This is a genomic window from Streptococcus infantis (genome assembly GCF_047460875.1).
Taxonomy (GTDB): Bacteria; Bacillota; Bacilli; order Lactobacillales; family Streptococcaceae; genus Streptococcus; species Streptococcus infantis_AA.
Genome location: NZ_JASHFI010000004.1, coordinates 78,071 through 103,348, shown reverse-complemented (window position 1 = coordinate 103,348; position 25,278 = coordinate 78,071). Strand labels below are relative to the sequence as shown.

The 25,278-nt window shown below is 39.2% G+C and carries 26 protein-coding genes, 1 tRNA gene and 1 pseudogene; 14 read left to right on the top strand and 14 right to left on the bottom strand.

Annotation, left to right across the window (positions count from 1 at the left end; genetic code table 11):
- Window positions 1–215: 215 nt before the first annotated feature.
- The 4 genes from QM887_RS04520 to QM887_RS04505 all read left to right on the top strand — a co-directional run bounded on the left by QM887_RS04520 (window position 216) and on the right by QM887_RS04505 (window position 5,000).
- Window positions 216–875, top strand: a complete 660-nt coding sequence (locus QM887_RS04520) for a hypothetical protein (protein WP_414270706.1) — start codon at window positions 216–218, stop codon at window positions 873–875.
- A gap of 646 nt (window positions 876–1,521) precedes the next feature.
- Window positions 1,522–2,811 (top strand): DUF308 domain-containing protein, encoded by a 1,290-nt coding sequence (locus QM887_RS04515; protein ID WP_414270705.1) that lies wholly within the window; start codon window positions 1,522–1,524, stop codon window positions 2,809–2,811.
- 9 nt (window positions 2,812–2,820) lie between these two features.
- A complete protein-coding gene (locus tag QM887_RS04510) occupies window positions 2,821–3,909 on the top strand; it encodes an AI-2E family transporter (RefSeq protein WP_414269448.1) in 1,089 nt (362 codons plus the stop codon).
- Between the two features lie 746 nt (window positions 3,910–4,655).
- Window positions 4,656–5,000: a LapA family protein gene (locus QM887_RS04505; protein ID WP_414270704.1), complete on the top strand. Its 345-nt coding sequence runs from the start codon at window positions 4,656–4,658 to the stop codon at window positions 4,998–5,000.
- A gap of 651 nt (window positions 5,001–5,651) precedes the next feature.
- Here QM887_RS04505 and QM887_RS04500 read toward each other — a convergent pair.
- Window positions 5,652–6,797 carry a low temperature requirement protein A gene (locus QM887_RS04500; RefSeq protein ID WP_414270702.1) on the bottom strand — a complete coding sequence of 382 codons (1,146 nt, stop codon included), beginning with the start codon at window positions 6,795–6,797 and terminating at the stop codon, window positions 5,652–5,654.
- Window positions 6,798–6,960: 163 nt separating this feature from the next.
- Entirely contained in the window at window positions 6,961–7,803 is an 843-nt protein-coding gene (locus QM887_RS04495; RefSeq protein WP_414270701.1) for an aldo/keto reductase, read from the bottom strand.
- A gap of 102 nt (window positions 7,804–7,905) precedes the next feature.
- Here QM887_RS04495 and QM887_RS04490 point away from each other — a divergent pair.
- A pseudogene (locus QM887_RS04490) lies at window positions 7,906–8,247 on the top strand (T6SS immunity protein Tdi1 domain-containing protein); the annotation flags it as partial.
- Between the two features lie 545 nt (window positions 8,248–8,792).
- Here QM887_RS04490 and QM887_RS04485 read toward each other — a convergent pair.
- The 4 genes from QM887_RS04485 to QM887_RS04470 form a co-directional block, all read right to left on the bottom strand.
- The gene (locus QM887_RS04485) at window positions 8,793–9,308 is read right to left on the bottom strand and encodes a DUF308 domain-containing protein (RefSeq protein WP_037611159.1); all 516 of its coding nucleotides are present in this window, start codon (window positions 9,306–9,308) and stop codon (window positions 8,793–8,795) included.
- A 218-nt stretch (window positions 9,309–9,526) separates the two neighbouring features.
- A complete protein-coding gene (locus tag QM887_RS04480) occupies window positions 9,527–9,943 on the bottom strand; it encodes a helix-turn-helix domain-containing protein (RefSeq protein ID WP_257365013.1) in 417 nt (138 codons plus the stop codon).
- Window positions 9,944–10,038: 95 nt separating this feature from the next.
- A tRNA-Lys gene (locus QM887_RS04475) sits at window positions 10,039–10,111 on the bottom strand.
- Window positions 10,112–10,373: 262 nt separating this feature from the next.
- Window positions 10,374–11,645 (bottom strand): replication-associated recombination protein A, encoded by a 1,272-nt coding sequence (locus QM887_RS04470; RefSeq protein WP_414270700.1) that lies wholly within the window; start codon window positions 11,643–11,645, stop codon window positions 10,374–10,376.
- A gap of 115 nt (window positions 11,646–11,760) precedes the next feature.
- On the opposite strand from QM887_RS04470, the gene QM887_RS04465 reads away from it, so the two are divergent.
- The 9 genes from QM887_RS04465 to QM887_RS04425 all read left to right on the top strand — a co-directional run bounded on the left by QM887_RS04465 (window position 11,761) and on the right by QM887_RS04425 (window position 21,475).
- Complete coding sequence (locus QM887_RS04465) at window positions 11,761–12,231, top strand: DUF3013 family protein (protein ID WP_414270699.1); 471 nt, start codon at window positions 11,761–11,763, stop codon at window positions 12,229–12,231.
- 55 nt (window positions 12,232–12,286) lie between these two features.
- Window positions 12,287–12,829: a hypothetical protein gene (locus QM887_RS04460; protein WP_414270698.1), complete on the top strand. Its 543-nt coding sequence runs from the start codon at window positions 12,287–12,289 to the stop codon at window positions 12,827–12,829.
- 49 nt (window positions 12,830–12,878) lie between these two features.
- Window positions 12,879–13,328 (top strand): NUDIX hydrolase, encoded by a 450-nt coding sequence (locus tag QM887_RS04455; protein WP_414270697.1) that lies wholly within the window; start codon window positions 12,879–12,881, stop codon window positions 13,326–13,328.
- Complete coding sequence (locus tag QM887_RS04450) at window positions 13,315–14,211, top strand: GIY-YIG nuclease family protein (RefSeq protein WP_414270696.1); 897 nt, start codon at window positions 13,315–13,317, stop codon at window positions 14,209–14,211. Before QM887_RS04455 ends, QM887_RS04450 begins: the two co-directional genes overlap by 14 nt.
- Window positions 14,212–14,225: 14 nt before the next feature.
- Window positions 14,226–15,176 carry a 50S ribosomal protein L11 methyltransferase gene (gene prmA, locus QM887_RS04445; RefSeq protein WP_414270695.1) on the top strand — a complete coding sequence of 317 codons (951 nt, stop codon included), beginning with the start codon at window positions 14,226–14,228 and terminating at the stop codon, window positions 15,174–15,176.
- A 1-nt stretch (window position 15,177) separates the two neighbouring features.
- On the top strand, window positions 15,178–15,921 hold the full coding sequence (locus QM887_RS04440; RefSeq protein ID WP_414270693.1) for a 16S rRNA (uracil(1498)-N(3))-methyltransferase: 744 nt from the start codon (window positions 15,178–15,180) through the stop codon (window positions 15,919–15,921).
- A 10-nt stretch (window positions 15,922–15,931) separates the two neighbouring features.
- Window positions 15,932–17,728: an oligoendopeptidase F gene (gene pepF / locus QM887_RS04435; RefSeq protein WP_414270692.1), complete on the top strand. Its 1,797-nt coding sequence runs from the start codon at window positions 15,932–15,934 to the stop codon at window positions 17,726–17,728.
- Window positions 17,729–17,958: 230 nt separating this feature from the next.
- Window positions 17,959–20,532 (top strand): hypothetical protein, encoded by a 2,574-nt coding sequence (locus QM887_RS04430; protein ID WP_414270691.1) that lies wholly within the window; start codon window positions 17,959–17,961, stop codon window positions 20,530–20,532.
- Window positions 20,533–20,806: 274 nt separating this feature from the next.
- Window positions 20,807–21,475, top strand: a complete 669-nt coding sequence (locus QM887_RS04425) for an MIP/aquaporin family protein (RefSeq protein ID WP_414270690.1) — start codon at window positions 20,807–20,809, stop codon at window positions 21,473–21,475.
- 24 nt (window positions 21,476–21,499) lie between these two features.
- Here QM887_RS04425 and QM887_RS04420 read toward each other — a convergent pair whose 3' ends face one another.
- The 8 genes from QM887_RS04420 to QM887_RS04385 all read right to left on the bottom strand — a co-directional run bounded on the left by QM887_RS04420 (window position 21,500) and on the right by QM887_RS04385 (window position 25,274).
- Window positions 21,500–21,718 (bottom strand): hypothetical protein, encoded by a 219-nt coding sequence (locus QM887_RS04420; protein ID WP_414270689.1) that lies wholly within the window; start codon window positions 21,716–21,718, stop codon window positions 21,500–21,502.
- 11 nt (window positions 21,719–21,729) lie between these two features.
- Window positions 21,730–22,221 (bottom strand): preQ(1) synthase, encoded by a 492-nt coding sequence (gene queF, locus QM887_RS04415; protein ID WP_000082587.1) that lies wholly within the window; start codon window positions 22,219–22,221, stop codon window positions 21,730–21,732.
- A gap of 18 nt (window positions 22,222–22,239) precedes the next feature.
- Window positions 22,240–22,956: a 7-carboxy-7-deazaguanine synthase QueE gene (gene queE, locus QM887_RS04410; RefSeq protein ID WP_414270688.1), complete on the bottom strand. Its 717-nt coding sequence runs from the start codon at window positions 22,954–22,956 to the stop codon at window positions 22,240–22,242.
- Entirely contained in the window at window positions 22,949–23,392 is a 444-nt protein-coding gene (gene queD / locus QM887_RS04405) for a 6-carboxytetrahydropterin synthase QueD (protein WP_000464566.1), read from the bottom strand. Before queD ends, queE begins: the two co-directional genes overlap by 8 nt.
- A complete protein-coding gene (gene queC, locus QM887_RS04400) occupies window positions 23,392–24,045 on the bottom strand; it encodes a 7-cyano-7-deazaguanine synthase QueC (RefSeq protein WP_000828781.1) in 654 nt (217 codons plus the stop codon). Before queC ends, queD begins: the two co-directional genes overlap by 1 nt.
- A 202-nt stretch (window positions 24,046–24,247) precedes the next feature.
- A complete protein-coding gene (gene trxA, locus QM887_RS04395) occupies window positions 24,248–24,562 on the bottom strand; it encodes a thioredoxin (RefSeq protein WP_001029584.1) in 315 nt (104 codons plus the stop codon).
- Window positions 24,563–24,576: 14 nt separating this feature from the next.
- A complete protein-coding gene (locus tag QM887_RS04390; protein WP_049508973.1) occupies window positions 24,577–24,798 on the bottom strand; it encodes a DUF4649 family protein in 222 nt (73 codons plus the stop codon).
- 95 nt (window positions 24,799–24,893) lie between these two features.
- A complete protein-coding gene (locus tag QM887_RS04385; protein ID WP_075227290.1) occupies window positions 24,894–25,274 on the bottom strand; it encodes a MarR family winged helix-turn-helix transcriptional regulator in 381 nt (126 codons plus the stop codon).
- Between the last annotated feature and the right edge of the window lie 4 nt (window positions 25,275–25,278).

Genomic DNA, 25,278 nt, shown 5'->3' with positions numbered 1-25,278 from the left:
GAACTCGCTAACGACTTTTCAGTGGAAGGCGTATAGATTGTGCAGAAATAAAATTCTAAGTATTCCCATCATATCCTATGGAGCGAAGTTCTGTCAACCTTTTAGTAAGCTATGAATCTTAGCTATCCTATGATCTAGCAGTTAGTTTGTGGTATACTAGGATAAAATCATTCCAAGCTTTGAGGACTTGTTTTCATAAATAGAAAGAGGTAAGTATGTTTTTTCTTGGACGTCGTCGTGTTTTCATCGGCGAATGTGACGGTCAAGCTGTTTATTATGACCAAAAGACAGGAGAGGCTTTAGCTGCTCCAAAGAGTAGGTTGCTCAATACTGAAAAAGCTGGTGACACGAATTCCTTTATTCCTGACTTGGTAATTCTCTTACTAGCAGGTGGACCCGCAGTTTCGGGCTTCTTTTCCCTCAAGTTTATTGGTGTCTATAACTGGTTCAGTCTAGCCTGTATTCTTCTATTTTGGTTGATGCAGTTTTCCTTGTTGGTTGCTATACTTGAACGAGCACTTTATAAAAATGTTCGAAAGGCCCAGCCAACGACAGAGAAAGTCTTTTTCTTTGCAGCATCTCATAATTTGTTTGTAAAAAACCAGTTTGATCCTAGACAACTGTCTGCTTTACCTTATCGATTTGCCCGCTTTGTAGTAAATATAGTGTCTATCTATTACTTTTTGTATTTCTTGATTCTTCCTCTAAAATTTGGCCAACCGATTGGTGATGAAGGCTATGGTTTGTGGTTTGCTGGCTTGTTATTCTTTTCAGTATTTCTTTTGTATAACCAAAACAATCCAGTTCGCTTTGTGAAGATTATGAGATTATACAGCCAAGGAAAAGTACGATTTAAGGAAGAAGTGGAACATTGAGAAACTATCTTGGGATTCTGCTAAATATCTAGAGAAAATCTTTTAGAAAAACAAAAAAGCCTTGTAAATCAAGGCTTTTTCCTGTTGTTTAGATGCCCCCTGCAGGCTCTTTGAAAGAAACTTAGAAAAATCTAAAATGAAATTATTTCAAAATGGGGTAAAAGCAAAATTTCCCTCCCTACTTTCTCAATTATTCCTAATTTTAGTTCCAAAAAGCTTCAATTCATAATCTAATTATAATATGGGTAATGGGTACTATCTTATTACATTCAGATTTTTGTTCTCTTCAAAGAGTTATGTAGGCTTTATGGTTTTAAATAGGTAAAAAGTTGAATTATAGTGAGTATTGTGTCATAATAGGTAATATATAAATAATTAATGGAATGGATATAATTCTTTCCTACCTTTACAAGAAGGATTGGTTGCACCTTTTTTATCTAGCAATTATGGTTAGCTTTCAAGTTTAGCTAGTTTTTAAAAGCTCTGATTTCGACTCAATAAAACAAATTTCAGAAGTGCAAAAGACAAGATGGTGACATTGCTACAGTCAGTCGCCATGTCTTGCTGGCACAGGCTGTTTGTGCCGTTAGCTATTTACCAGTCAATTTGATCAAAGGGCTTAATTATTATTTTTGAAAGGTCTTTTATGGAAAAAATTCTTTCTTTAGGTCTGACAGGTAAGAAATTACTTGTTCAGGGTTTCTTGTTTGTTCTGCTAGGTCTTATCTTGATGGTCACGGGAACTTGGTTGCCAGTGACGGTTATTCGACTGGTTCTGTTTTTAGCTTGGATAGCAACGGTCGTAGATTTGCTATTAAGAGTTTTCAAAAAAAGCCAGTCAACGGATACCTTGGGAGTTGCACTGGTTAAATTGTTAGTGCTGGGATATTTGCTAGGTTCTAATCTTGCGACTGATATACCGATTTATGTTCTGGCTCTTGTGATTGGAGTTTATCAGATTTTTAGGGCCACGATTAATCTTGTCACCTATGTTCTCTACCGTAAAAATAATATTCGACCTCGTTTTCGTCTCTTACTAGATGGTATTCTACTAGTTTTTCTTGGTGGAGCTAGTCTTTTGTCCTCTACGGGAAATTCTGTCTTTCAACTCTTTGTTTTAGGGGCTTATTTTTTCCTTTATGGTCTGTCCAATATCCGTGACGGTTTCTTATTTGAAGGGGAAATTGGGAAAAACCATCTCAAACGTCGCATTAGAATTAGCTTACCTATTGTCCTAGCCGCTCTCATCCCTGCAAGAACTTTAGCAAAAATTAACAAATTTATGCTGGAAAATGCTGATGAGGAAGAAGATATCCATCTTGGAATGGTGAAGTCTGGTAAGACAGCGGAGCTTGAAATTTTTGTTCATACAGCTGAGACCTCTCTGTTTTCGGCAATTGGTCATGTGGATATCTGCTATCAAGGCCGTGTTATTTCTTATGGCAACTATGATCCGTCTTCTGAGACCTTATTTGGCATGGTAGGAGATGGTGTCTTATATTTCTGTGATCGTGACAAGTACATTGACCTATGTAAACGTGAGAGTCAAAAAACGCTTTTTGGTTATGGGATAGATTTGACGCCTGAAATGGAAAAAGCAGTTCAGAAAAAGTTGGCTGAATTGAAACAACTGACGATTCCATGGGAGCCAAGTGCAGATAAAATAATGACAGGTGATGGTAAGGAAGACTACACCTACGCTTATAAAATCAGACATGAGACAGATGGGGAACTTTATAAATTTATCAAATCTAAGTTTAAATCCTACTTTGTCTTGTCCACAAACTGTGTGCTCTTGGCTGATACCATAGTCGGTCAAGCTGGAACAGATATCCTCTCACCAAAAGGATTTATCGCTCCAGGAACTTACCAAGCCTACCTTGATCGAGAGTTTGAAAAACCAAATAGTATAGTCGTATCTAAACATGTTTATTAAGGAGAATTTATGAACTTAGTTAAAAAATATACTCCGTTAATCCTTTTTATAGGGCTGGTTGCTCTTGTAATTCTGAATGCATCGAGCTTTATATCAGGAGCAATCTCTCTCTTTGATGTAATATCAACCTTGATTTATGGTGCTGTTATTGCTTTTGTGCTTAATGTTCCTATGAAAAAAATTGAACAGTACTTAGTTAAATTGAAGGTAAAGGCAGAGTTGCGTCGTCCGATTGCCATGGTACTTGTTTTCCTAGCTCTTATCTTAATCGTGATTGCTCTTTTGGTTTTGGTGCTGCCAACCCTAGCTCAGACTATTAGTCAGCTGGGAACAGTCCTTTCAACAGTCCTTACTCAACTTGGGAAATTTCTAGGCAGCTCGGAATTTGTAACCAAAGACATGTTGTCAACTATCGTATCAGGCATACAGGGACAATCTAGTTCTATTAGCCAAGCTTTGATAGGTTTTTTATCAGGTCTGACTAGTAATATCGGCAATATTTTTTCAAGTTTGATGAATGCCTTTTTGATTATAGTCTTCACCTTTTTATTTTTATCCAGTAAGGAACATTTGGCAGCGATGACGAGTCGACTTCTAAAAGTTTTTCTTCCAGAGAAGGTGGTGATAAAGTTGACTTACATTGGACAAGTAGCACTAGAGACTTATGACCAATTTTTGATGAGTCAGCTGATTGAAGCAGTTATCATAGGAGTTATGATAGCGGTTGGTTACAGCATGTTTGGGATACCCTATGGAGTAATGACAGGTATCTTTGCAGGAGTGCTATCGTTCATTCCTTATGTAGGGCCTATGATTGCTTGTGTTGTGGGAGCGATTTTTATCTTCACAGTGAGTCCTACTCAAGCCTTACTTTCTCTTCTTCTATATCAAGTTATACAGCTGATTGAAGGAAACCTTATTTATCCAAAAGTTGTAGGTCAGTCTATTGGTTTACCAGCCCTTTTCACGCTTGCGGCTGCTAGTATCGGAGGGAATCTTTTCGGACTACTTGGAATGATATTCTTTACCCCCGTATTTGCTGTTATCTATCGATTGGTTAAAGAATTTGTCGTTGCAAAGGAAAATCAGGTAGATTGAGAAAGACTGAATTTAATAAGATATACTAAGAAGAGAGTGAAAGATTCTCTTCTCTTTTATTTCTAAATGACTTGCTCTTGTTCTGTTGCGAAAATTTATGAATTCATAATAGCCCATTTTAATCTCTATGCGGATTGGCCATGTAATATGGGCACAAATTAGTATAGTTTAGTTAATTATAGACTAGCTCTGTACTGTAAAAAACAGTTGGTCTTATCAAATATTGCTAGCAATTGATTGAGAATAAATGATAAGTTTGATAAGGTTGGAAAACCTTTATAATGATTTGCTACAAAAAGTTATTTGACATCAAAAAAGCCTTGATTTCAAGGCTTTTTCCTGTTGATTTAGATGCCCCCTACATGAATTTGTAAGAACTTTTCATATTGAAAATAAACAAAAGTGTTGAAATATAGCTGATTTTAGGGAAATACTTTTAGGTGTTTTCACTGTCAGGCTTTAAAAACGTGGCAAAAGTGGGGCAAAAACGAATGACTCACATTTGGTTTGAAAATCTATAATACCTAATGATTATGCCATACTAGATATATAGTGTTGTTATAAATAAATGTCAGTGCGAGATCAAATCGGGATACTGTAAATAATTATGTGTAAATACTCAAGTAGAGTTACGGAGTGTTAATCAAATAATTATTGACAGTATCGAATTTTTCTGGTAAAATGGCTCTGTTAATTACTAAATGTTGTGTAGTTTTCTATCAACATAGTCAGGAGAAAAGGAAATTATGCTAAAAAAATTTAATGAATTGTCACTGAAAGATAAGGCTTATCTAATTGGCGGTTTGATCTTATTAGTCATTGTGATCTGCTTTGGTCTGCTCAATCGTCAAACAGTAACTGTCAGTCTTGTCTTTACACAATTATCTGCTCCCTTGATTTTGGTGATTTTTACTTGTCTAGTAATCGGGATCATTGCTGGTAGTGTTATTGGTATTAGCTATCACCATAGCAAGACTCAAGATCTGAGAAGCCGCATTGCTGAAGCAGAAGCGACTATTAATATAAAAGACAAGGAGCTTGTCCAGTACGAGGAACAGGTGCAACAATTAAAACAGGAAGCCAAACAATAAGTGTAGAAATCAAAAAGTTCCAGAGTCAGGTGAGACTTTGGAACTTTTTTGGGATAAGAGTGTCCCGTCTTAACAGAGCAGGTGTTTATTAGCAAGGATGAAGTCGATAAACCGTTGGCTGGCTAAGGGAAGAATACTCCTATCTGTAAAAGCAATAGAAAAAGGTCGGCAAATAGGTGGTTTGGTACTGCGTTGGACAATATTATAATTTACTTTCCGACTCAGAAAGATGCAAAAGATTTTCAGTTGTTTTTCATTACACAAGTTAATGAAAAATAAACATATGTGGCTTTCGTGTTAGATAAAGACCTTAATTTAATTTATTCTAACTATTCTCAGGATAACGACATGAATTTGTAAGAACTTTTCATATTGAAAATAAACAAAAATGTTGAAATATAGCTGATTTTAGGGAAATACTTTTAGGTGTTTTCACTGTCAGGCTTTAAAAACGTGGCAAAAGTGGGGCAAAAACGAATGACTCACATTTGGTTTGAAAATCTATAATACCTAATGATTATGCCATACTAGATATATAGTGTTGTTATAAATAAATGTCAGTGCGAGTTCAAATCGGAGGATAAAATGGAAAAACAAATTAATGAAAAAAAAGCCTTGGAAAACCAAGGCTTTTTTAATGCTATAAACTCATTAAAAGAACCCCCAGTTAGATTTGGAATATTTTTTATTCTGTGTCACATAAAAATAAATAAAATGAATGGCTATAGCTAGAGTAAAAATGGTTGCAATACTCAACACTGTTATAGGATTAGAAGCGAAAAGCAAAGAGAGAATCAAGGCAGCCAGATAGAGTGTCGCTTGAGCACAGTAGTAACTTCTCGGATAGCGAAGATAGTTTTTGTTATAGGGCCCATTTGCTAGGACAGCAGCTTGGAAGAGGCCAATTCCGATATAAAAGAAGCTGATTGCAACGAGAAGATTAGCCTCGGGATTCAGGAGATAACCCATCGAAACTGTCATCAACATAAGCCCGATGAAAATAGGATAGTGACTATAAATTACAAATAATCCCTTTTGACTAGATCCTTCATCAATAGCATGGTCAAATTCGCCAAAATAAAACAAGAACAGGGAAAGCATGATAACGAAATTGAGAACCGAATAAATCGAGAAATTCTCGACTGTAAAGAAGCTAGCTAGCCCAACAACCATCTCTCCAAACGTAATAATGACAAGAAGGGAGACGCGCTCGATTAAATGGGGAAGATTTACCTGGAAATGCTCATCTTTAGTAATCAAGAAAATTGGCACAATAAATGTTAGCAGAATACTAGCAATAAAGATATAGACTCCAACGTAAATAGGAAGAAGAGCTGCTAAATAGACTCCTAAACTTCCTAGACCTGTTAACCATAGAAAACCTTTGATACTTTCCCGATCAGTATTATCGGTTGATTTTCTAAAAAATTCAACCAAATATTGAAAAAATAAGGTAAGGGTCAATGTACCAACAGCCCAACAGGTATAATAGAACCATTGTTGCCAATTGTATCCAATCATATTGGACATAAAGAGCATAAGTCCCATGTTGATAAACATGATTACCATGTTAAATAACGAGTTTGTTCCATAGCGATTGGTATAAATGGTTTGAATCATCCAGGAATTGATGATAACCATGACAGAGATGAAGAAATCAAGTAAAGAATCCCAAGCCACAACACCGCTATGAAGAGGGTGAATTAAAGCAGTTGCTTTTGAAATTGCAAAAACAAACACTAGGTCATAAAATAGTTCTGAAAATTCTACACGTTTATGCTTAATAAGAGTTGTCATATTAAGACCTTTCTACTTTAGAAATACAATACATTATAACAGAAAATGGTAATGAGAGAAAAGGATATGCTTAAATAATTTCATGTGGCGCGAATTGTCAAAACCTTGACTTCTTTTGTCATTTACTTGAAAAAGCAACCCTGACGAGTTGCTTAAAATCCTATTAAAAATTAACTGTGTCAGGATCATTCTGAGTTTTGATGCCTTGAATCTTATCCAAGACTGCCATATCTTCCTCTGATAAGTCGAAGTCGAAGATATCCAAGTTGGCTTCAATATTTTTAGGTGTCACAGACTTAGGTAGTGGCAAGAAACCTTTTTGAAGGCTCCAACGCAGAGCAACTTGTGCTACAGATTTACCGTTACGTTCAGCCACTGCTTCAACATCTTCATTTCCAAAAATGCTACCTGTACCTAGTGGACTATAGGCTTCAAGAAGGATATCGCGCTCTTGGCAATAGGCAACTAAGTCTTTTTGGTCACAACCTGGAGCCAAGAGGATTTGATTGACATGTGGAACAATTTTAGCTGTTTCAAAAAGAGCTTCTAGGTGATGTTGCATAAAGTTTGACACACCGATAGCACGCACCTTACCTTCTTTGTAGGCTTCTTCCATAGCCTTCCATGCACCCGCATTGCCAGCCTTCCAAGCATCATTCTCACGAAGCGCCTTTGGATTAGGCCAATGGATAAGCAAAAGATCCAAATAATCCACACCAAGTCTTTCGAGAGACTCATCGATAGAAGTCTTAGCAAACTCGTAATCGTGCTTATCATTCCAAAGTTTGGTAGTTAGGAAAATATCCTCACGTGCCAAATTACTATCAGCAATCGCCTTACCTACAGAAACCTCGTTACCGTAAATTTGTGCGGTATCAATATGTGTGTAACCAGCCTTAAGTGCGAAGCTAACGCTGTTATAGGCTTCTTCGCCTTCAGCAATTTGCCAAGTTCCAAAACCAATTTTAGGAATAGTAACCCCATTTGCAAGTGTATATGTTTCCATGATTTTCACCTTATCTTTTTTTAATAGTACTATCTTAAAAAAGATAAGACAAAAATGCAAAGATTTGCTACGGCTATTATTATGAATAGTTCCTTACTTCTTTTTCCGCTGTTCGTAACAGCTTTTGGAGATATTATTACTTGGGAAGAGAATGAATTTGTTGGTATTGTAAAATAAAATCTTCAAGACTGCGACATTATTATCAAGAGCCTGAAATATTTTCTTCAGTATTTAGATAACTCATATGTGACTGATAACTTTGAACTGGATTTATATAGACAGGCTGTGTTAAAACATGGTCCCTTGTCTTATAACCAATGTTTCGGTTTTGTCCCGCTCTTGGCATTAGGAGGCTTTAAAGATGTGGAACATATGGATAAAGTCAAAGTCCTGGAACACATTTATCTCATGTACCAACTCACAGGCGGAGTATTTGACGATTGATAAAAAAGAACCACCCTTGCGGTGGTTTTTTCGACGAAAACGAGTGTGAGATAAATAACGAGTCTTTGGATGAGACTCTCTAATTTGGTGAATATAAATTATTTGGTACAAAATTTGGTACAAAAAACAAAATGACAAGCAAAAAAGCCTTATAAATCAAGGCTTTTTCCTGTTGATTTAGATACCCCCTACATGGATTTGTAAGAACTTTTCATATTGAAAATAAACAAAAATGTTGAAATATAGCTGATTTTAGGGAAATACTTTTAGGTATTTTCAATGTCAGGATTTAAAAATGGGGCAAAAGCGGGGCAAAAACGAATGACTCGTATTTTGTTTGAAAACCTATAATACCTAATGATTATGCTATTCTAGATATATAGTTTTGTTATAAATAAATGTCAGTGCGAGATCAAATTGGAGAATAAAATGGAAAAACAAATTTCTACGTAGAATGGAATGCGAAAAAGTGATAATTAAAGAGACGAAAAAGCTGAGAATATGATTTCCCAGCTTTTTTGAATGCGATAGAAATAGCAACTAGACTATTTACGAAAGGCCTCAATAATGTAGGTGAAGCCAGTAACTAAAAATGAAAAGGCAATGACATAAACGACAAAGACACCTGTAGCCACTGGATTGAACAGAATCACTAGACCTAGTAAAAATACAAGCAAGGCTACCCACGTGATATTGCTACCAATAATAGGGAAAATCAATCCTAGACGTTTGCCTTTAAAGAAAGCAATAATGGCTTCTACAATTAACCAAATTCCTACAATGGTCGGAATGACGACCGGCAGGGTCACAAAGCCATAAGCAACGAGGTAAAGAGCTAAGAGAAGACTAACAAACCCTTGGAAAAGATAAACAGGTGAGCGAAGCTCTTTTGGTGCAGAGAAATAGCCTAAAATAGCTGCTATAGAAGAAACCAGTAAATCAAATGCAATCCACCAGCTGTAAGCAACAAGATTAGCTACTGGGTTTGTAAATAGGAAAAGTCCTAAAAGGACAAAAACAACTCCTGCAAGGAATAGCAGTAAACGATTAGAAAATTTCATTTCAATCCCCCCTATATAGTATAGTCTGATAATAAAACTATTATATTTATTTTTATAGAAAATGTCAATAAAATAAATAAACAATTTGGAAGTTTCAGTCTGACTTACAAAAAGAAAAGGAGTTTCCACTCCTTTTCACAGATTGAAGACAAAGTCCTTATAAAAGTGTCTTCTAAAGATTTTAACTTCAATCTGAAGCGAGGTTATCCTCGCTTTTTCTATTTATCAAACAATTCCTTATTTTCAATCAAGAGTTCTAGTGGAGATTTTTCTCTTGCTACAATAAAACCAGGTTCATATTGAGTATGAAATGTTCTTTTCTGAGAAGTTGGATCAATATACAACTCATCTCCATCTTCTGTGTATAGTTGGTTGCCTTTTGTTAGATAAAGTAAATCCTCTAAGTGCTGTCCATAAGTATGTAGGAAATGTTCGATGTATTTGACAGCTTTTAAGATCTCACTTACTTTGTCAGAGTATTCATTCGATTCAAGAACACTCTTTTCTAACTCAATTTCTTTACTAGTTCCAAATAGTTGGGTTGGAGTTGCATTAAAATATTCTGCTATCTTATCCAAATTTGCAAAGGTAGGATAGCTTTTTTGTTTTTCGTAATCAGAGATGTTTGGAAAGATTGCTCATAAAAAAATGTGGGGCAAATGATGGGGCAAATCAGTTATAGACAAGCAAAAAAGCCTTATAAATCAAGGCTTTTTCCTGTTGATTTAGATGCCCCCTACAGGGCTCGAACCTGTGACCCATAGATTAAGAGTCTACTGCTCTACCAACTGAGCTAAGGAGGCAAATAAAAAGCTGTATTGGTGCCGAAACTTCACGGTTTGTATTGAACCCGCGCAATTAAGCAGGTGGGCAACTCGCTCTAACTGAAGCTGTTTCCGTGTGAGACGGCCTACATGCTGTTAGAAGACTTTTGTTTCCCTAATAATACAAAAAATAGTCGGTCAACACTTAAATGTGAAGTCGTACACCACAGCGTTTCTATGATTATATGATACCACTTTTTCAAAAAAAATCAAGGGAAAATTAAAAATTTTGAAAAGGATTTCATAAGTTTCGTAATTTATCAATGGTTTCCTTGCGTTGAGCCAGGGCCCGTTCGTATTTTCCACTATCTTCTGGAGAAAAGTAGTGATGGTCACGAATTTTTTCTGGTAGGTATTCTTGCTTGACCCAGTGACCAGGATAATTATGTGGATAGAGATAATTTTGGGCGTTACCTAGTTCCTTGCTGCCGCTATAATGTCCATCTCGCAAGTGACGTGGAATTGGCAGATGACCGGATGTTTTAAGGTCAGCTAGGGCCTTATCCATAGCCACATAGGCTGAGTTGGACTTGGGTGAAAGTGCCAGATCAATGACGACATTGGCAATGAGGATGCGGGCTTCGGGGAATCCGATCCTTTGCGCAGCATCTAAGGCAGTTACGGTATGAATCTGGGCTTCAGGATTGGCTAAGCCAATATCTTCATAAGCAATCACAGTCAAACGACGAGCTAGGCTAGGAAGGTCACCAGCCTCTATCAAGCGAGCAGCATAGTGGAGACTAGCGTCCACATCTGAACCGCGAATAGACTTTTGCAGGGCTGAGAGAACATCATAGTGGCCATCTCCGTCCTTATCCATGGTAATGTAGCTCCGCTGCAGGCTATTTTCCATGATGTCTAGGGTGATATGGCGAATGCCCTTGTCATTCTCAGGGGTAGAAAGAACTGCCAAATCCAGTGAGTTGAAGGCAGAGCGAAGGTCTCCGTTTGTAGAGGTAGCAATGAAATCCAGCGCATCCTCATCTAGTTCTACTGGAAAATCAAAACCACGCTCAGGGTTACTTAGAGCTATCTGCAGGGCCTCTTTGACGTCTTGGTTAGACAGAGGTTCCAACTCAAAAATCTGAACACGACTGCGAATGGCAGGAGTGACAGAAAAGAAAGGATTTTCAGTCGTAGCGCCAATCATGATGACCAGACCACTTTCCAAGAGAGGCAAGAGGAAATCTTGCTTGGTTTTATCTAGTCTATGAATCTCGTCTAGTAATAGGACGAGACCACCAGAGAATTTCGCCTCTTCAGCTATTTCTTGGAGTCTTTTTTTACTATCTACTGTCGCATTGAAAGTTCGAAAGGCATACTTGGTCGTCCCTGCGATGGCAGAGGCAATACTGGTCTTGCCGATTCCAGGAGGTCCATAAAGAATCATGGAGGACAGGCGGTTGGCTTCCACCATGCGGCGGATAATTTTTCCAGGCCCGATCAGATGTTCCTGACCAATGACCTGGTCGATGGTTTTAGGGCGCATGCGAAGCGCGAGATTGTCTGGCATAGCAGTCCTTTCTAGCGTGGATTTTCTGATGTATATGTGGTAAGATGGTAGTATCTATTTTAGCATATTTCCGAGCAATCGGGGCGATTTAAGAGTCGCATAGAAAGAGGACAAAATGGCAACATATGGATTTTTAGATGTTTTAGAGGAAGAATTGGAGAAGAACTTTCCCTTTGACTTTGAGATTAGTTGGGATAAGCGCAACCATGCGGTTGAAGTAAGTTTTCTATTGGAAGCGCAAAATGCTGCTGGAGTGGAGATGGTGGATGAAGATGGAGAGGTTTCATCAGAAGATATCCTCTTTGAAGAAGCAGTGCTTTTTTACAATCCTGCCAAATCAACCGTCAATGAGGAAGACTATTTGACTGTCATCCCTTACTTGCCTAAAAAAGGATTTTCTCGCGAATTTTTAGCTTATTTTGCGCTATTCCTTAAAGATACTGCTGATGTTGGGCTAGATGCCCTTATGGACTTTTTGGAAGACCCAGAAGCAGAAGAATTCGTCATGGAATGGAACCAAGAAGTCTTTGAAGAAGGGAAAGCAGGCATGGAAGAGGGAGAATTTTACCCTTATCCGAGGTATTAGAAAAGATTCTAAGTGGACATTTTTAAATAATGAATTCAAGGAGAAGGGGGAGACTATGCTAGAAAAAGTCAAACAGTTTTTCAGGAGAAGGTCAGCTAAAACTGAGCCGTCAGTTGATATTCTTCCCCGCAATCGCTTTGCGGATCTAGATTTCGAGAGAGTATTGAAGTCAGGAGCTCGTCGCCTTGTTAATGAAGAAGGACGCTATGCTGAGGATGGGAAAATCACAGAACTTGAATTTCCTGAAGATTTTGCGGAATTTGAATTTCTAGTTGGTTTTAAGACGGAGGAAGAAGAGCAGTTTCAGCAACTATTAGCTCGTTTAAATAGTATTGATAATGCTATTCAGTCCCATTTGGAAAGTGAGATGCAACAACCCATCCCTCAGTATGCCAAGGATCTCGGCTATACTCATAAGAAGTGGGAAAGGACATTTTACTTCCATCCTTGGATATTAAGTGGTGAGGAAACCCCGCCTAATCTTCGCTATGTTGCAGATTATGTAAACGATGAGTTTACGGTTTATTTTGCGAAAAAACATGGCAGATGGCAAGCATACTGGGATGCAGAGTGCCAAAAAGTAATCGAAGAAAGCTAGCTCGTATTTTCCTAGAGAGTAATTGTTATCATAGAAAAGAGTATATATCATGGAATTATTGGATAACAGAATGGATTTCCAAGGTTGCAAGATTGCCTTGATTTGTGGGGATAAGGTCTTGACTATCTTACGTGATGACAAGGACGATATCCCTTGTCCCAACATGTGGGAGTTGCCAGGTGGTGGTCGTGAAGGAAACGAAAGCCCTTTCGAGTGCGCAGCGCGTGAAGTTTATGAGGAACTGGGAATTCATTTAGATGAAGACTGTCTGCTTTGGAGCAAGATTTATCCTAGCGTAATCTTTAAAGATAAGCAATCGGTCTTTATGGTTGGTCAGCTAAGACAAGAACAATTTGACAATATTACCTTTGGAGATGAAGGTCAGGCTTATAAGCTGATGCCCGTTGAGGAATTTCTCAATTCTAAACAGGCAGTACTTCAGTTACAGGGGAGATTGAGGGATTATTTGGAGGGAAGTTCGATAAATGGAAAAGCGTAGCAAAAATATCAATATGTTTCTCATGGATGGTGAAGTGACTGGAAAAATCAAATGTACTTTGTCAAATTGGACGGGGGTGATTTACAAAATACCTCGTATTCAGTTGGGAGATTTGAAGTCTCGTGATGAAATGAAACAAAGTGGTATTTATTTCTTATTTGGTCGAGATGAAGATAAACAGAAAGATGTGACCTATATTGGTCAGGCGACAACTCGGAAAAATGGTGAAGGGGTATTGTTGCGAATTCAAGAGCATACCCGCGATATTCACGCAGATTATTTTAATGACGTCATCATTCTAACAACTCAAAATAATTCTTTTGGTCCAACAGAAATTAGCTATTTGGAAAATAAATTTACTCAACTTGCTAAAGAAGCTGGTCGCTACATTGTGAAAAATAGTAATGATCCAAATCCTGGTAATGTAACTGAGGAAAAGGAATCTGAACTGAATGAAATTGTTGAAAATACGCTAATGATTATTGGAACTTTAGGTTATCGTGTTTTTGTTCCAATGACAAAGAAAGTTAGTCAAGATTTGACTGATAATCATTCAACCTATCTTTATTTAAAGCGTAAAACTAAGAAATCTAACAAAGTAATAGAAGCAACTTGTGAACGGACAACTGAAGGTTTTGTTGTTTTAGAAGGAAGTCAAGTAGAAATAAAGGATTCTCCATACCTTCCAGCAAGTTTAAAAGAAATGCGTCAGAATTTAATAGCTTCTCGGGTCATTCAAGATGGAGTGTTAAAGGAAAAACAACTCTTTTCTAGCCCTTCTTATGCAGCAGCTTTTTTGCTGGGTATGCAAACGAACGGTCGAACTGATTGGAAAGATCAGGATGGAAGAACTTTAAAAGAATTAGAAGAATTAATAGATTGATAAGGAAAAAATTTATGGAAACATGGCAAGAGTTAAAAGTTACAGTTAAACGTGAGGGAGAGGAGTTGGTTTCCAATCTTTTGATTGAGCTAGGAGCGCAAGGTGTTGCGATCGAAGATAGTATGGACTATGTGGGAAATGTGGACCGTTTCGGCGAGATTTTCCCAGAGGTCGAGCAACAAGATGAAATCGTTGTGACGGCCTACTACCCTGATACGGTTGATGTGGCAGTGGTTGAAGCAGATTTGCAGGCTCGCCTAGCAGAATTAACAGATTTTATGGATTTGGGTGAGGTCAAGATGGGGACTACTGCCTTGGCTGAGGAAGACTGGGCAGACAACTGGAAGAAATACTATGAACCCGCTCGTATCACTCATGATTTGACCATCGTTCCCTCTTGGACAGACTATGAGGCGACTGCTGGGGAAAAGATTATCAAGCTAGATCCTGGTATGGCCTTCGGGACAGGAACCCACCCAACTACCAAGATGAGCCTTTTTGCCTTGGAACATGTTCTTCGTGGTGGCGAAACGGTGCTGGATGTGGGTACTGGATCAGGCGTCCTCTCCATTGCTAGCTCGTTGCTTGGTGCTAAGGAAATTTTCGCCTATGACCTAGATGATGTGGCGGTTCGTGTGGCTCAGGAAAATATTGAGCTAAACCCTGGTATGGAAAACATCCATGTAGCAGCGGGAGACTTGCTTAAGGGTGTTGAGATTGAGGCAGATGTGATTGTGGCTAATATCTTGGCGGATATCCTCATTCATATGACGGATGATGCTTACCGCTTGGTAAAGGATGAAGGCTACCTGATCATGAGTGGGATTATCAAGGATAAGTGGGACATGGTGCGCGAGTCGGCTGAGTCAGCTGGATTTTTCCTCGAAACTCACATGGTTCAAGGGGAATGGAATGCCTGTGTCTTTAAGAAAACCAAGGATATTTCCGGTGTGATTGGAGGCTAGCATGCAGCAGTATTTTGTCAAGGGGAGTGCAGTCTCTCCTGTCACCATCGAGGACAAGGAAACCAGCAAGCATATGTTTCAGGTTATGCGCTTGAAAGAAGATGATGAGGTTACTTTGGTCTTTGATGATGGCATTAAACGTTTGGCGCGTGTGCTGGATGTGGAAGCCCGTCAGTTTGAGTTGGTCCAAGAATTGGCTGACAATGTGGAACTGCCAGTTCAAGTGACCATTGCATCTGGATTTCCCAAGGGAGACAAGCTGGAGTTTATCACTCAAAAAGTAACCGAGCTCGGAGCCAGTCAAATATGGGCCTTCCCTGCCGATTGGTCCGTTGCTAAGTGGGATGGCAAGAAATTGGGAAAAAAGGTTGAAAAACTAGAAAAAATTGCCCTTGGAGCAGCAGAACAAAGCAAGCGTAATCTGGTCCCAAATATTCAGCTTTTCGAGAAAAAATCAGACTTTCTAGCCCAACTTGACCAGTTTGACTTTATTGTAGTGGCATATGAAGAATCAGCTAAAGAAGGAGAAGCCGCTGCGCTTTTACAAGCAGTTACTGGACTCGAGAAAGGAGACAAATTGCTCTTTATCTTTGGTCCAGAAGGTGGCCTGTCACCTGCAGAAATCGAAAGTTTTGAAGCTAAGGGAGCAGTCTTGGCAGGTCTTGGTCCTCGTATTTTGCGAGCAGAAACAGCACCACTTTACGCCTTATCAGCCCTTAGTGTTTTATTAGAATTAGAGAAATAAGAGGAAGAAAATGGAACAAAAACACCGTTCAGAATTTCCAGAGAAGGAACTTTGGGATTTAACAGCCCTATACCAAGACCGTGAGGACTTCTTGCGTGCAATCGAGAAAGCTCGCGAAGACATCAACCAGTTTAGCCGTGATTACAAGGGCAATCTTCATACTTTTGAGGATTTTGAAAAGGCCTTTGCAGAATTGGAACAAATCTACATTCAGATGAGCCATATTGGAAACTATGGATTTATGCCTCAGACGACAGACTATAGCAATGACGAATTTGCCAATATTGCCCAAGCTGGGATGGAATTTGAAACAGACGCCAGCGTAGCTCTGACCTTCTTTGACGATGCCTTGGTGGCAGCAGACGAGGAAGTCTTGGACCGTTTGGGTAAATTGCCACATTTAACAGCTGCTATTCGTCAGGCCAAAATCAAAAAAGCACACTACCTAGGGGCTGATGTGGAGAAGGCCTTGACCAATCTCGGTGAAGTTTTCTACAGTCCGCAGGATATTTATACTAAAATGCGAGCTGGGGATTTTGAAATGGCTGACTTTGAAGCCCATGGAAAAACATACAAAAACAGCTTTGTGACCTATGAGAACTTCTACCAAAACCATGAAGATGCTGAAGTCCGTGAGAAATCCTTTCGTTCCTTCTCAGAAGGACTTCGTAAGCACCAAAATACGGCTGCGGCAGCTTATCTAGCCCAAGTCAAATCTGAAAAACTGTTGGCAGATATGAAGGGTTACGACTCAGTTTTTGATTATCTTCTGGCTGAACAAGAAGTAGACCGTGCCATGTTTGAACGACAGATTGACCTCATCATGAAGGATTTTGCGCCAGTCGCTCAGCGATATCTCAAGCATGTTGCCAAGGTCAATGGTCTTGAAAAGATGACCTTTGCAGACTGGAAATTGGACTTGGACAGCGCCCTTAATCCTGAAGTGACTATTGACGATGCTTATGATTTGGTCATGAAGTCGGTAGAACCTTTGGGTCAAGAATACTGTCAAGAAATCGCTCGTTATCAAGAAGAACGCTGGGTGGACTTTGCTGCCAATAGTGGCAAGGATTCTGGTGGCTATGCAGCTGATCCCTACCGTGTGCACCCTTATGTCCTCATGAGCTGGACAGGTCGTTTGAGCGATGTCTATACCTTGATTCATGAAATTGGTCACTCTGGTCAATTTATCTTTTCAGACAATCACCAAACCTATTTTAACGCCCACATGTCGACCTACTATGTTGAAGCGCCGTCAACTTTCAATGAATTGCTTCTTAGTGACTACTTGGAGCACCAATCTGACGACCCACGTCAAAAACGATTCGCTCTTGCCCACCGCTTGACAGATACCTACTTCCATAATTTCATCACCCACCTTTTGGAAGCAGCATTTCAGCGTAAGGTTTATACACTAATTGAAGAAGGGGAGACCTTTGGAGCAAGCAAGCTCAACAGCATTATGAAGGAAGTTTTGACAGATTTCTGGGGAGATGCTATTGAAATTGATGACGATGCGGCCTTGACTTGGATGCGCCAAGCTCACTATTACATGGGCTTGTATAGTTACACTTACTCTGCCGGTCTTGTAATTTCAACTGCTGGCTACCTCCATCTGAAACAATCAGAAACTGGAGCTGAAGACTGGCTCAATCTCCTCAAATCAGGTGGTAGCAAAACACCACTTGAATCAGCTATGATTATCGGAGCGGATATTTCAACAGACAAACCACTCCGTGATACCATTCAATTCTTGTCAGACACGGTTGACCAAATTATCGCCTATAGTGCCCAGTTGGGAGAGTAAAATCATAAAAGTGCAACAATAGAGCTATATTGTTGAGATTTTAGAATGACATTTAATTTATTCTATATAATAAGATTGCCCTAAAAATAGCTGAAGTCTGTACACCTAAATACTCTCCTGAGAAGGATTTATGTAGAGAGTACAGACGAAGGGAGATTCGTTTTATTTTAAAATATATGTAAATATGATAAAATTAACAAGGTAAATGTTTTTAAAGAAAGGTTGATATTATGAAGAAGGAACAAGTGCTGATTGGTTTGGGAGTTGCAACTGCAATAGTAACTGCTTTTAATGGTCATGTCCAAGCAGATGAGGTTACAAATAAACAATCGACTAAAACTACTGTCAGTCAATCAGAGACCAAAAAGGATGTTGAAGTTTCAGAATCAGATGTAAAAAATGCAGAAGTAAAACTGAATCAAACAATTGAAGAAGAAAAGAATGCCCTGAAGATTGTTGATAAAACGCAACAAGAGTATGCATCTGCTGTAACAAATAAGAACAAAGCAGATGACGCTTTGAAACAAGCTCAAGAATTTGCTAAGCAAGCTACACCTGAGAAAATTAAAAATGCAGAAAAGGATCTTGCCGCAAAACAAGTAACTGTCAAGAAAGCTGAAGAAAATTTGGCTGGAGCAAAAAAAGGTGAGAAACAAGCTCAGACAAGTGTTGAGAACCAACAAACAGTTGTTAATAAGGCAAAAACTCAGGTTGATCAAAGAGCAGTAGACGTAAAAAAGGCACAAGACAAAGTAAGAGTAGCAGAGAATTCTTTTGATTGGAATACATTACGTGAGGTCCAACAAACTGCTGGGAAGTTAGAGGCGAAAGTGAAAGCAGATCAGGCTAAAGTAAGCTCTTTAACTAGTTCAGTTTCCAAAGTACATCAAGAAAGAAAAGCGCTTGTAGAAAGAGGAGATAAGACACGCTCCACTCTTGAAAAAAATTTAAAATCGGCTGGTTCTGAATATCTGACAGTTACAGTCCCTCATGAGATTCAATCAAATTCTGTTAGCGAGAGTGATTCCAAGACTCCTCCACTTGAGGAAAAAACTTTCGTAGGAAGTGATGGGAAGACATATTATGTTGCTGCAAATGAAGATGTGAATTTTAGTGGAGAAAGAACAGAAACTATTGTTGTCTCATCTAAAGATTATGTCAATGTTCCTCATGTGGTTGATTATAAAAAGGTTTCTGAAGAAGTTCGTAAATACTTAATTGAATTGCGTAGAATAAATGGTATTGATATTCCAGTGCCTGCTGTGACTGACAAAGCCCTGAGATATGCAAAAGCGAGAGCAAATGAAATGGTGGCAAATAATAAATTGTCACATGATACAAAATTGAAAAATCAAGATTTTGGTTTTAAGGATGCGACCGAAAATGCAACAGCTGGTTCCGTTCCAGAAAAGAGCCTGTTAAGTGAAAAAGAACTTGCTTATAAAGCGGTCCTATCTTACTTTAATGATTATAGAAATGCCTCGTTATATGGCTCATCAGATCCAAAAGAAGCGCATAGACGTAACTATGGTCATAGAATTCCCTTGCTAGCAGCTTCTGGGACAGGGATGGCTGTCGGAGCATCCTCTAGCGAAAAAACAAGCTATGGCAATTATGGAGTGTTAACATTTATTAGTGAGAATAAAGATGTTTATGGAATACTTCCTTCTGGAGCTAAAGGGTATAGTAGTTATTTTTTAGCAAGAGCAGAAAATAAAGATAGTAATCCAGATTATAGCGAATTTTACTTTAATGGGAAACGAGTAAAATTCTTACCGAAAATAACCTTCCGTTATATTTGGAATGAAATCACACATCCTAAAAATCCAGCCTATACTAAAGCTAAAGATGCTTTGGACAATTTTAATCGAAAACAAAGAAATGAAGAGGCCGTAGTAAATGAAAAAATATCGTCTCTTAGCAAGAATCTGACCATTGCTAAAACTAATTTGAATAAAGATCAAAAAGAGCTGGGTAAAACGAAGAAACATCTTACAGATTTAACTAAACAAAATGAAGCTAAGTTAAACGTTTTGAAATCAGCACAAGCAGCATTGAGTAAACAACAAACTTTGCTGAGTGCTGCTAAAACTGAGTTTTCGAAACAAGAGACTGAACTAAATCGATTGAAAGGAGTCAAAAACGATAAAATAAAATTCGTTAAGACTGCTGAACAATCACTTAAAAATGCTAAAAAAGAGTTGGATACAGCACATCAATATGTTACAAATCTCAAAAATGCTCCGAAAAATCTCCAGGATGCTAAAAAACAATTGATTAGAGCTAAACAAAAGGTTGAGGAATCTAAAAAAGCACTCGATAATGCCAATGTTAAATTAAAACTTGCTAATGCTAAAAAAGAGGCTGCTAAAAAGGAATATACGAAAGTATCTGAAGCATATAAACAATATTTATTGTTAAAACAAAAAGCGGCTTCGAAAGGAAGTTGGATTCAATCCTCTGGTCGTTGGTGGTACAGACACAACAATGGTTCCTATACAACTAATGGTTGGGAACTAATCGACAGTACATGGTATTATTTTGACAGTTCAGGATGGATGCAAACAGGCTGGGTAAAAACAGGCGGTTCATGGTATTATCTTAATTCTTCAGGTGCAATGAAAACAGGCTGGGTAAAAACAGGTGGATTATGGTATTACCTCAATTCTTCGGGAGCAATGCAAACAGGTTGGTTTAGTGTCTCAGGAAAATGGTACTATGCATATGGTTCAGGTGCCTTAGCAATCAGTACAACTACACCAGATGGCTATAAAGTGAATTATAACGGGGAATGGATCAGATAGACAAATTAAAAGTTATATAATGTTACTTAGTATGTATTATTTAAGGTATTTGTAAAGAATTACAAATGAATATAGGTTACCAATTATAACAGATTTTGAGAACAATTTTAAAACAAGAATAATAGTCAACACCTTTTTAGAATGTATAGGTCGAATAGTTCACAATTTAAGAAAAAATTGAAATTAATTTTTCAATCATGTTTCCAAGCACATTTCTTGAAACCCTTTCCTTCTTCTGATAGACTAATACATAGTTTGAAAAAGGAGACTTAACATGAAAAAATTTGTTGCTGAATTAATCGGTACTTTTATGCTTGTGTTCATCGGAACAGGAGCTGTTGTTTTTGGAAATGGTGTTGAGGGACTTGGACACCTTGGAATTGCTCTTGCCTTTGGTTTGGCAATCGTAGTCGCAGCCTTCTCAATCGGAACTGTTTCAGGTGCTCACTTGAACCCAGCTGTTTCTATCGCTATGTTTGTGAACAAACGTTTGTCATCTTCAGAGCTTGTAAACTACATTCTTGGTCAAGTGGTTGGTGCTTTCCTTGCATCTGGATCTGTATTCTTCCTCTTGGCGAATTCAGGTATGTCAACTGCAAGTCTTGGTGAAAATGCCTTGGCAAACGGTGTAACTGTCTTTGGTGGTTTCTTGTTTGAAACAATCGCAACCTTCTTGTTTGTTTTGGTGATCATGACTGTCACTTCAGCAAGCAAAGGGAATGGTGCAATCGCTGGTTTGGTGATCGGTTTGTCATTGACAGCTTTGATTCTAGCTGGCTTGAACATCACTGGACTTTCAGTAAACCCAGCTCGTAGCTTGGCTCCTGCTGTTTTGGTAGGTGGCGCAGCTCTTCAACAAGTTTGGATTTTCATCCTTGCACCAATCGTTGGTGGAGTTCTTGCAGCCCTTGTTACTAAAAACTTCCTTGGAACTGAAGAATAATTGAAACTTAAAAAGCCTTGCTCCTCATTTTGAGGAACAGGGCTTTTTCGTATTATACTCTTCGAAAATCTCTTCAAACCACGTTAGCTTCACCTTGCCGTATGTATGGTTACTGACTTCGTCAGTTTCATCTACAACCTCAAAACAGTGTTTTGAGCTGGCTTCGTCAGTCTTATCTACAACCTCAAAGCAGTGCTTTGAGCAACCTGCGGCTAGCTTCCTAGTTTGCTCTTTGATTTTCATTGAGTATGAGTTTAACGGTTGTCAATTTTTTCTGGATAGAGGTCGTGTTGAAAGAGGCGTTGTTCTGCCAAGCCTTCATACTTGGTTCCAGGCTTACCGTAGTTATAGTAGGGGTCGATTGAGATGCCACCGCGAGGAGTAAATTTCCCCCAAACCTCCAAGTAGCGAGGGTCTAGCAAGTTGACCAAGTCTTTACCGATGGTGTTGATACAGTTTTCGTGAAAATCTCCGTGGTTTCGGTAGCTAAAGAGGTAGAGTTTGAGGGATTTAGATTCGACACAGAGCTTGTCAGGAATGTAGGAAATATAAATCGTCGCAAAGTCTGGCTGAGCAGTGATGGGACAAAGCGAGGTAAATTCAGGGCAGTTGAACTTGATAAAATAGTCATTTTCCACATGACGATTGTCAAAAGATTCCAGGACTTCTGGTTGATATTCGAAAATGTAGTTGGTTTCTTTGTTGCCGAGGAGGCTGAGGTTTTTCATTTCTTCTTGTTGTGACATGATTTTTTCTTTCTAATCTTAAACACCACGTTGGTTATCGTAGAGGAGGGTATGGAGTTGGGGAAGGACGCGGACATTGCCCCAGCTATCGTCGGCGGCGACTCGTTCCCAGAGTTCTTTGAGACGGTCCAGTTGGTCTTGGACAATATTGCCTCTAGCTTTGGGCTCAGGATTTCCAGCTGATAAGAAAAGAACATCTGGTTGGTAGCGTTCTTGAATCCCTTTGGCAAAGGCTAGATCTGTATCATCAAAGACAGGGATTTTAAAGGTTACTTTCTCTGGGTCTAGCTGGGAAACGATAAAGTCCAAGGTCTCAAAATTGACTTCCATCTTGGAGGAAGGAGGCTTAGGACTCAGAGTGACTTGGTCGATATCTTTTAACCAATTTTGCCAGCGGGAGCCTTGGGTCTCAACAGCAAGAGTGACACCACGTTCCTTGAGTTTGGTTACTAGCTCAGCCATGTTGGCTGCTAGGATAGCAGGATTTCCCCCAGATAGGGTGACATAGTCGTAGCTTCCTAGTTTGTCTAACTCAGCGATTACTTCATCAGCTGTCATACGAGTTGGTTTTTCAGAACCGTCCCAAGTAAAGGCGGAATCGCACCAGTCGCAGTGGTAGTCGCAACCAGCAGTGCGGACAAACATGGTTTTCTGGCCAATAGCACGACCTTCACCTTGAAAGGTAGGCCCAAAAATTTCTAGAACTGGTAGTTTGAGGACACGTTCCTTAGTCATCTAACCACTCCCGTCTAAACTCTGCAAAGGCAGTAGGAGTTTCATAGAGGCGAACATATTCCAAACGGAGACCGCGCTCGTCTGGCAACTCTTGGCTCATGGTTTGGAAAATCCAGTAAACCATATTTTCAGCAGTCGTATTCATGTAGGGCAGGGTTTCATTGAGATAGCGATGATCCAAGTGGGGCTCTAAGTAGTCCTTGTAGATAGCTTTGATGTCTCCGAAATCGTAGGTCATACCTCTATCATCTAAAAATCCACTGACAGCGATTTGCAGATGATAGGTGTGACCGTGTAGGGATTTGCATTTTCCTTCATAGTGAAAGAGGTGGTGGGCAGCATCGAAGGTAAATTCTTTTGAGACTAAGGTTCTGTGAGGATTGTAGACAAGAGATTCCCCAGTTTCTTGTTTGATTTCTTTGGGGGCAAAAAACATCAGGCCTCTCCTTTCTGAGAGAGATAAACCTCTAAACCATGTTGGCGTAGATGGCAGGCAGGACAATCTCCACAACCAGTACCGATAATCCCATTGTAGCAGGTCAATGTCTTCTCACGAACGTAGTCAAAGGCACCAAGTTGGTCAGCTAATTCCCAAGTTTCAGCCTTGTCTAGCCACATGAGAGGCGTTTGGATCACAAAGTCGTAATCCATAGCAAGGTTGAGCGTGACATTGAGTGATTTGACAAAGACATCCCGACAGTCAGGATAACCTGAGAAGTCTGTTTCGCACACTCCTGTCACGATATCCGTAATTCCACGCTGCTTGGCAAGGACTGCCGCAAAGGACAGAAAGAGATGATTGCGACCGTCAACGAAGGTATTAGGAACCTCTCCTTCTTTTTGCTCAATTTCTAAATCTGAAGTCAAGGCATTTTCAGTAATTTGTCCTAGCAGAGACATATCTAGGATATGATGACGAATTCCTTGTTCCTCAGCGATTTCTTTGGCCACTTGAATTTCGAGATGGTGGCGTTGGCCATAGGCAAAGGTAACGGCTTCTACCTTTTCATAGTGTTGCTTGGCCCAGAAAAGGCAGGTTGTTGAATCTTGACCGCCACTAAAGACGACCAAGGCTGATTGACGTTTCATAGTACTCCTTCCAAAATGGGAAATGTTCAGAGCACGCAAAAAGCTCCCTAAAGGGAGCTAAAAAATACCAAGTAGAGGTTTTTTTTAGCGATGGCATGTCCCAAACATCGTAATATTCTAGTTACAGTCTAGCATATTTTTTGAAAAATGGCAAAGGGCAAGAAAAAAGAGACCAAATGAATGCACTTGGTCTCTCCTTTGATTAGCTCAATTCAGCAACGATGGCTTTGATTTGTTCAGCTGTGTGGACACCAGCCACTTGTTTAACAACTTGGCCATCTTTTTTGAAAAGAAGAGTAGGGATGGACATGATACCAAATGAACGAGCTGTGTTAGGATTTTCATCAACGTCCATTTTAACGATTTTCAAGACATCTTCTGAAAGTTCTTCAGACAATTTGTCCAAGATTGGACCTTGCATACGACATGGGCCACACCAAGTTGCCCAAAAGTCTACCAAGACCAATCCGTCTTTAGTTTCTTGTTCGAATGTTGCGTCTGTAATTGCTTTTGCCATAGTATTTCTCCTTTTTAATTATATTGGCTTAAATCTTGTTTCATGAGATAGAAGAAAACATCTCCGTAAGTCCCATGGTAGTCCAAATCATGTCCCTTGTAGGTTACTTTTTGGACAGGGTAATAGTCTGCGACACCAATCAGACAGGCATGTTGAGAACGTTCAAATTCATCGTATGACTCAAAGGTCATGGTTCTCTCTTGCTTGCTGGCATCAAGATAGGTGATTTCAATCATAGGATTCTCCTTTGCTAAATCATGTCTTCATTTTACTCCTTGAAAAAAGGAATGTCAAGAAAAATGATTGCGCACGCAAGTTTTATAAAAATATTTTAGGCTAGCCAGTTTGATTTTCTTGCTAAGCTTTCTTCAACAGCTGTTTGTAGATAAGCCAAGGTAGTCTGTCCTTCGCTTGTCAGGCAGATAAAACTAGCTCGCTTGTCCTGGTCGCAGCATCTCCGACTAAGTAAACCGCAGTTCTTGGCTTCTAGGCGAGCCACCATTCGTGAAACAGCACTAGGGCTCAGGTGGAGTTTATCTGGCAAGTCGATTTGTCGTAGGGATTTGCCTTCAGCCTGATTTAGAAAGTGCAAGAGGTAAAATTCCTTGAGTGTCAAGGTTTGTTCACTTTGCTCAGCGATGGTCTCTTCTAAAATAGCTTCTAGCTCTACTTGCCTACGGTTGAAGTCAAACCATTTTTCTAAGTAAGTCATGTCC

Excerpts from the sequence above, each read along its gene's own strand:
- trxA (WP_001029584.1), bottom strand. The coding sequence starts at position 24,562 with ATGGCAAAAGCAATTACAGACGCAACATTCGAACAAGAAACTAAAGAC.
- QM887_RS04450 (WP_414270696.1), top strand. The coding sequence starts at position 13,315 with ATGGAAAAGCGTAGCAAAAATATCAATATGTTTCTCATGGATGGTGAA.
- pepF (WP_414270692.1), top strand. The coding sequence starts at position 15,932 with ATGGAACAAAAACACCGTTCAGAATTTCCAGAGAAGGAACTTTGGGAT.
- QM887_RS04485 (WP_037611159.1), bottom strand. The coding sequence starts at position 9,308 with ATGAAATTTTCTAATCGTTTACTGCTATTCCTTGCAGGAGTTGTTTTT.
- QM887_RS04505 (WP_414270704.1), top strand. The coding sequence starts at position 4,656 with ATGCTAAAAAAATTTAATGAATTGTCACTGAAAGATAAGGCTTATCTA.
- queC (WP_000828781.1), bottom strand. The coding sequence starts at position 24,045 with ATGAAACGTCAATCAGCCTTGGTCGTCTTTAGTGGCGGTCAAGATTCA.
- QM887_RS04520 (WP_414270706.1), top strand. The coding sequence starts at position 216 with ATGTTTTTTCTTGGACGTCGTCGTGTTTTCATCGGCGAATGTGACGGT.
- queE (WP_414270688.1), bottom strand. The coding sequence starts at position 22,956 with ATGACTAAGGAACGTGTCCTCAAACTACCAGTTCTAGAAATTTTTGGG.
- QM887_RS04440 (WP_414270693.1), top strand. The coding sequence starts at position 15,178 with ATGCAGCAGTATTTTGTCAAGGGGAGTGCAGTCTCTCCTGTCACCATC.
- QM887_RS04465 (WP_414270699.1), top strand. The coding sequence starts at position 11,761 with ATGGCAACATATGGATTTTTAGATGTTTTAGAGGAAGAATTGGAGAAG.
- QM887_RS04455 (WP_414270697.1), top strand. The coding sequence starts at position 12,879 with ATGGAATTATTGGATAACAGAATGGATTTCCAAGGTTGCAAGATTGCC.
- QM887_RS04460 (WP_414270698.1), top strand. The coding sequence starts at position 12,287 with ATGCTAGAAAAAGTCAAACAGTTTTTCAGGAGAAGGTCAGCTAAAACT.
- QM887_RS04470 (WP_414270700.1), bottom strand. The coding sequence starts at position 11,645 with ATGCCAGACAATCTCGCGCTTCGCATGCGCCCTAAAACCATCGACCAG.
- QM887_RS04390 (WP_049508973.1), bottom strand. The coding sequence starts at position 24,798 with ATGATTGAAATCACCTATCTTGATGCCAGCAAGCAAGAGAGAACCATG.
- QM887_RS04495 (WP_414270701.1), bottom strand. The coding sequence starts at position 7,803 with ATGGAAACATATACACTTGCAAATGGGGTTACTATTCCTAAAATTGGT.
- QM887_RS04515 (WP_414270705.1), top strand. The coding sequence starts at position 1,522 with ATGGAAAAAATTCTTTCTTTAGGTCTGACAGGTAAGAAATTACTTGTT.
- QM887_RS04385 (WP_075227290.1), bottom strand. The coding sequence starts at position 25,274 with ATGACTTACTTAGAAAAATGGTTTGACTTCAACCGTAGGCAAGTAGAG.
- QM887_RS04425 (WP_414270690.1), top strand. The coding sequence starts at position 20,807 with ATGAAAAAATTTGTTGCTGAATTAATCGGTACTTTTATGCTTGTGTTC.
- QM887_RS04420 (WP_414270689.1), bottom strand. The coding sequence starts at position 21,718 with ATGAAAATCAAAGAGCAAACTAGGAAGCTAGCCGCAGGTTGCTCAAAG.
- queF (WP_000082587.1), bottom strand. The coding sequence starts at position 22,221 with ATGTCACAACAAGAAGAAATGAAAAACCTCAGCCTCCTCGGCAACAAA.
- QM887_RS04500 (WP_414270702.1), bottom strand. The coding sequence starts at position 6,797 with ATGACAACTCTTATTAAGCATAAACGTGTAGAATTTTCAGAACTATTT.
- QM887_RS04430 (WP_414270691.1), top strand. The coding sequence starts at position 17,959 with ATGAAGAAGGAACAAGTGCTGATTGGTTTGGGAGTTGCAACTGCAATA.
- prmA (WP_414270695.1), top strand. The coding sequence starts at position 14,226 with ATGGAAACATGGCAAGAGTTAAAAGTTACAGTTAAACGTGAGGGAGAG.
- queD (WP_000464566.1), bottom strand. The coding sequence starts at position 23,392 with ATGTTTTTTGCCCCCAAAGAAATCAAACAAGAAACTGGGGAATCTCTT.
- QM887_RS04510 (WP_414269448.1), top strand. The coding sequence starts at position 2,821 with ATGAACTTAGTTAAAAAATATACTCCGTTAATCCTTTTTATAGGGCTG.